The organism is Frankia sp. Allo2 (genome assembly GCF_000733325.1).
In the GTDB taxonomy this organism is placed as follows: Bacteria; Actinomycetota; Actinomycetes; order Frankiales; family Frankiaceae; genus Frankia; species Frankia casuarinae.
In genome coordinates this window covers 7505-12757 of the sequence record NZ_JPHT01000064.1, presented here as the reverse complement: position 1 = coordinate 12757, position 5253 = coordinate 7505, and the positions used below count along the sequence as shown (strand labels likewise).

The 5253-nt window shown below is 68.9% G+C and carries 5 protein-coding genes and 2 pseudogenes (1 of these 7 running past the window's edge); 2 read left to right on the top strand and 5 right to left on the bottom strand.

What is annotated here, in order from left to right; genetic code table 11:
• Nucleotides 1–525 (bottom strand): annotated as a pseudogene (locus tag ALLO2_RS23695) (hypothetical protein); the annotation flags it as partial.
• 16 nt (nt 526–541) lie between these two features.
• Nucleotides 542–838 carry a hypothetical protein gene (locus ALLO2_RS21990; protein WP_023842106.1) on the bottom strand — a complete coding sequence of 99 codons (297 nt, stop codon included), beginning with the start codon at nt 836–838 and terminating at the stop codon, nt 542–544.
• A gap of 200 nt (nt 839–1038) precedes the next feature.
• On the opposite strand from ALLO2_RS21990, the gene ALLO2_RS26070 reads away from it, so the two are divergent.
• Nucleotides 1039–1293 (top strand): hypothetical protein, encoded by a 255-nt coding sequence (locus tag ALLO2_RS26070; protein WP_035913270.1) that lies wholly within the window; start codon nt 1039–1041, stop codon nt 1291–1293.
• A gap of 341 nt (nt 1294–1634) precedes the next feature.
• Here ALLO2_RS26070 and ALLO2_RS21980 read toward each other — a convergent pair.
• Nucleotides 1635–1964, bottom strand: a pseudogene (locus tag ALLO2_RS21980) (AAA family ATPase); the annotation flags it as partial.
• A gap of 389 nt (nt 1965–2353) precedes the next feature.
• Between ALLO2_RS21980 and ALLO2_RS21975 the strand changes: the two are divergent.
• Nucleotides 2354–3322, top strand: coding sequence for a pirin family protein (locus tag ALLO2_RS21975; RefSeq protein WP_035734531.1), 969 nt, complete (start codon nt 2354–2356; stop codon nt 3320–3322).
• A 76-nt stretch (nt 3323–3398) separates the two neighbouring features.
• Here the strand turns inward: ALLO2_RS21975 and ALLO2_RS21970 are convergent, their stop codons facing one another.
• Nucleotides 3399–4544, bottom strand: coding sequence for a HoxN/HupN/NixA family nickel/cobalt transporter (locus ALLO2_RS21970; RefSeq protein ID WP_023842108.1), 1146 nt, complete (start codon nt 4542–4544; stop codon nt 3399–3401).
• 202 nt (nt 4545–4746) lie between these two features.
• A protein-coding gene (locus ALLO2_RS21965) for an alpha-(1->3)-arabinofuranosyltransferase family protein (RefSeq protein WP_035734533.1) crosses the window boundary here: on the bottom strand, nt 4747–5253 show its 3' portion. The gene runs 4293 nt beyond the window's last position; 507 of the gene's 4800 nt are visible here — the last part of the coding sequence; its start codon lies beyond the right edge, outside the window — the gene reads right to left on this strand; the stop codon is at nt 4747–4749.

The window sequence follows — 5253 nt, the reverse complement described above, 5'->3', positions numbered from 1 at the left end:
CAGCCGGTTCCCGGCCACGGCGTCGACTACAGCGCCCGCGTGGACGGCCGCGGTGGCTACGTCCCAATCGGGGAAAACTCTAGCTGGAAGCGTTTTTAGATCCTCCCACCAACCCGTGTTGCGCCATCGATCGGAAAGCGAGCGCAGACCCTCGCCGGTCCGGCGGGAGATGTCGTTGACGACGTCCCGGACGCGGGGTAGGTCAGGAGAGCCGGGGATGAGGTCCGCTGGTTGGCCGGTCGCATGCTCGAAGCCAACCAGCAGCCAGTCATCGACCTGGCATGCGAACCGTGGACTCGGCGTGATTCCTGCGGCGAGGTGTCCGAACGTGTGCTCGTTACGGAGCCAGCGTGCTCGCCGGCCGCCGCCGTGGACGCCTTTGACGACCAGCCGCTGCTCACCCGCATCCACGACCGCGGCGAGGTCGCAGCCGTCCCCGACGTCCACCGAGTCGGCGGACGTGACGGGTCCGGTCTGCGCCTCAACCGCGTCGCGGACCTGCGTCGGCAGATCATTCCACTTCATGGGAAGTTCGACTCCGCTACTTGGGGACCCGGCTGCCCTTATTTTCGTCGCCGTCCTTGCCGCTTGCCGAGCAGTTGCCCTCGTCGGAGCATGTGGAGCACTTCGCCCACAGTTCGTGGTCGACGGCGTACCCGGCCTGTTGCATCAGGGTGATCGTACGAGCGTGCCTGGCTGCGCTGATGCTGCGGTCGGGTGGCGCGTCGTCGGGCACGTGGTGGATGAAGTGGCCGGCGACCTGCCGGCAGAACAGCTTGTACTCCTTGGTGTGCAGCAGAAAGGTGTGCCAGCCCAGGTCGATGGTGTGGCTGGGCACATGCGGCGTGTCCGGGTCCTCGCCGCACGCGGCGNGGAAGGCCAGAGCCCGGAGGCACCGACCACCATCGGCGCGCGTACCCGTTCGTGTCGCCGTTACCGGGGCATGACCCTTGAGACCCTTGCCGGCCTGACTGGCCTGTCCAAAGTATCGCAGTCGAGCGGGGCGACGGCGGGAAGGCACCCGAGATCATGCGTGGTGTGGATACGTCGGTGCTCGGTTCCGGACGTCGCCGCGCACAGTTCCTCACCGATTTCGGCCGAGGACTTGCCCAGTCGCGCGGCAAGGACAAACAAGCCCTCGCGGTACTCCGCGAAGCGGAACGGCTCGCGCCAGAGCTGGTCCGGACTCACCCGCTCGTGCGGGAGACTGTTGCCGTCATGCTCCAGCGTGCCAGAGCGAACGTCGGAGGACGTGATCTACGCGGACTGGCCTACCGAATGGGCATCGCTTGACATAGCCACGGGCCGGCGGGATGGAGGGGAGTGGTGGACCGTTGGCCACGTGGGAGCACGGGTTGTCGGATTCGTGTCCTGTTTTCGTGTATTCGGGATTTGTGGTCCGGCTGGGCCGGGTCTGATGGGTTCAGGTCGGCGGGGCGGCGTTTCCGAGTGTTCCATCATNCCACATTNCCCCTGGNCCTCACTAGTACCGCCGCTGGGCGTATCCCGCCGGTCAGTAGCCCGCTCTCGAACGACACAGCGCCTGCCCGGTCTGGGTCAGTCCGTGGCGCTGCTGGGCGTATTCCCCCCGCCTGGTGTGATTACCATACGTTGATGGTACCTTCGACATGTTAATGCTCCCGGAAGGTGTGGTTCTGCTCGGGGTCGAGGACCTCCAGCAGCGCCGCCGTCGGGTCCCCCCGGTAGTCGGCGCCCAGCTTGTCGACCTCGTCGAGCAGCACCACCGGATTCATTGAACCCGTCTCGCGGATCGCCCGGACGATGCGGCCGGGCAGCGCGCCGACGTAGGTCCGCCGGTGACCGCGGATCTTCGCCTCGTCCCGCACGCCGCCGAGGGCGACCCGGACGAACGACCGGCCCATGGCCCGGACGATCGACTCGCCGAGTGATGTCTTGCCGACGCCGGGCGGACCGGCGAGTGCCAGCACGGCACCGCCGCGCCGGGAGCGCCGCGGGATCCGCCGGCACGGGCGGCTTCGACGGCGGCTCGGATCTCACCATCGGACATGTCGAGAGACACGACCATGCCCGGTAGCACGACGGCGTCGTCAATGGGCAGGACGGGCAGCACCCGGATCTGTGGCATGTGGTCCACCCTGACGTGAGGAAGTTGAGTCACCTACACTGAAGTCCTTTCAGCTTGCCGTTGTTCCCAGGGTTTATCGCTGAGGGTGAACGATTCCCGCTCGTGCCCTGATGATCAAAAAATTCGCGGGAAGGATCGAGGGTGGCCCGTGGTTGCGCGGGTTGGTAGTTGCATCTACAAGTAGAGGCGCCGGGATGAGCTGCTCGAACTGCTCGAACTGCGACCTGAGCCCGCCAGGAGGACGACATGCCTGCCGTCACCGCCGATACCGTCCGTCTGCCGCGGCTGGCTGAGCCCGTGCTCGGCGAGGTCGACCGTCCGGTGCGGAGGATGACCACCGCGCCCACCGGGTTGGAGGGCGAGGGCTTCCCGGTGCGTCGGGCCTTCGCCGGAGCACGGCTCGCCGAGCTGGATCCGTTCATCCACATGGACGAGATGGGCGCCGTCGACTACGGGCCGGGCGAGCCCAAGGGAACCCCGTGGCATCCCCACCGCGGATTCGAGACCGTCACCTACATGATCGACGGAACCTTCCAGCACCAGGACTCGCACGGCGGCGGCGGACTGATCGCAGACGGCGCCACCCAGTGGATGACCGCCGGCGCGGGCATCCTCCACATCGAGACGCCGCCGGAGGAGCTCGTCGTCAGCGGCGGCCTGTTCCACGGTGTCCAGCTCTGGGTGAACCTCCCGGCGAAGGACAAGTTCTCCCCGCCGCGGTACCAGAACCTCGAGGGTGGCCAGGTCTGCCTGGNGTCCTCACCGGACGGCGGTGCCCTGCTGCGGGTCATCGCCGGTGACACCGGGGGCCACCGGGGCCCGGGTGCCACGCATACCCCGATCTCCGTCGTCCACGCGACGCTGACCCCCGGCGCGGCGGTGCACGTGCCGTGGAACCCCGAGTTCAACGCCCTTGCCTACGTCCTCGGTGGCCGGGGGACGGTGGGCCCGGACGCCACGGCGATCCGGGCCGGTCAGCTCGCGGTCTTCGGAACGGGGGATCTGCTCGGTGTCACCGCGGACGACCGGCAGGACGCGTCCTCGCCGAACCTCGAGGTCCTGCTGCTGGGCGGTCGGCCGATCCGGGAACACGTCGAGGTGTACGGCCCGTTCGTCATGAACACCCGGGCCGAACTGCGCCAGGCCGTCGAGGACTATCAGGCCGGCCGGCTCGGGGTCATTCCGGCGAACGCACTTATGCCGCATCGCGCCTGAACCCGACGGCATTCCGGGGTTCGGGGCGGCCGCCCGGCCCGTGCTGTCGGTGGTCCCCGAACCGGACGCCAGGCGGTCAGCCGGTGGGTTCGACCCGGCCGTCCTCGGGCCGGCCCGTCGCCCACCTCTCCTCAATGCGGCCGTACTTCCAGACCAGCAGAGCGGCGGCCCAGGTGGCGACGAACAGGCCGACGACGAAGTAGCCGACGACGTTGAGATCCAGACCCGCGATCCAGCCCCAGAACTCGCCGGTGAGATGTGCCTTCTCGGCGAGGATGCCGAGCAGTTCGACGCTGCCGATGAGGAACGCGATCGCGACGGACAGCCCGGTAATGGTGATGTTGTAGTAGAGCTTGCGGACCGGTTGGGAGAAGGCCCAGGCATAGGCGAAGTTCATGAACGAGCCGTCGATGGTGTCGAGCAGGCTCATGCCGGCGGCGAACAGGATCGGCAGGACGAGGACGGTGTACCAGGGCAGGCCGGCTCCGGCGGCGCCGGCGGCGAGGAGGAGCAGGGCGACCTCGGTGGCGGTGTCGAAGCCGAGACCGAACAGCACGCCGAGCGGGTACATCTGCCAGGGTCGGGTGACCGCCCTGGTGAAGCGGCCGAGGACGCGGTTCATCAGCCCGCGGGAGTTCAGCTGCTCTTCCAGGCCGGCCTCGTCGTACCCGCCGCGGCGCATGTCCCGGAAGACCCTGATGATGCTGAGGAGAATGCCGAGGTTGATCGCGGCGATGGCGTAGAGAAAGCCGCCGGAGACGGCGGTGCCGATCCAGGCGGTGATGTCGTGCAGGGTCGAGCCGTCGGCTTCGATCTGCCCGGCCAGGGAGCGGACGCCCACGCTGAACAGCAGCATCAGGGCGAACACAATCGTGGAGTGGCCGAGGGAGAAGAAGAAGCCGACGGACAGTGGGCGCTGACCGTCGGTCATGAGTTTGCGGGTGGTGTTGTCGATCGCGGCGATGTGGTCGGCGTCGAAGGCGTGGCGCAGGCCGAGGATGTAGGCGGTGACTCCGAGACCGACCCCGAAGACCTGGCCGTCGGCGCCGAAGCGGTAGTGGTGCGGCGCGATGATTGCCGTGAGCGTCACCCAGCCGATCACGTGTAGCCCGACGATGACCGCGGCCATGCCGCCGACACGCGCCCACTCCCGGCGGTCGAGCGCCCCGCGGACCCGGGCGGGAAGACCCCCCCTCGGCATGGTGCCGGCCTGCGCGACCATGGCAGGGCTCCCCTCGCGGTGCACCCGCCGACGTGGACGGGGAAGTTTTTGTGCGGCGGGCAGAGGAACGATAACCAGATCATGGATGCTTCTGCAACTAAGTTGCAGAAGCATCCATGATGCGGAGCTTTGCCGCCGCCGCGAGCCGCGGCCCCGGTCGCTGGGCATCTCCGGTCGCTGGGCATCTCCGCTCGCCCGACCTTCAGTGGCCCGGAGGCTCCTCCCCCGGGCCCGTCCGGGGAGACGGCGGGCCCGGCTGCCCCGCCTCGCGCCGTCGTTGCAGCTGGGCGACGAGCTGGTCGCTCGCCAGTAGCAGCACCGTGAGCCAGGAGATCGTCGCCACCTTCCCGAACGCGGCGACCCAGTCTCCGTCCGTCGGCAGCGCATGCCGGGCCTGCACCTGCAGCACGTACAGGGCGCTGACGCCCAGGCAGACCACCGGGCCGACGCGGGTCAGCAGCCGGCCGCGGGGCACGAGCAGCGCCACGGCCGTCGCCAAGGCGACGATGACCCCCGCTACCGGGGAGACCAGCACCGCCGAGAGCAGACCCATCCCCAACACGGCGAGCACGGTGGTGCGCGGGCCGACACGCCCCGCCCGGACGGACCACGGCTCGGCTGTCGGCAGATCCGGCTCCGGTGCCCGGGACGACCGGGACGCCCGCGTGGCCACGGTCGCGCGGGCTCGGCGGGNGTAGAAGATNNNNAG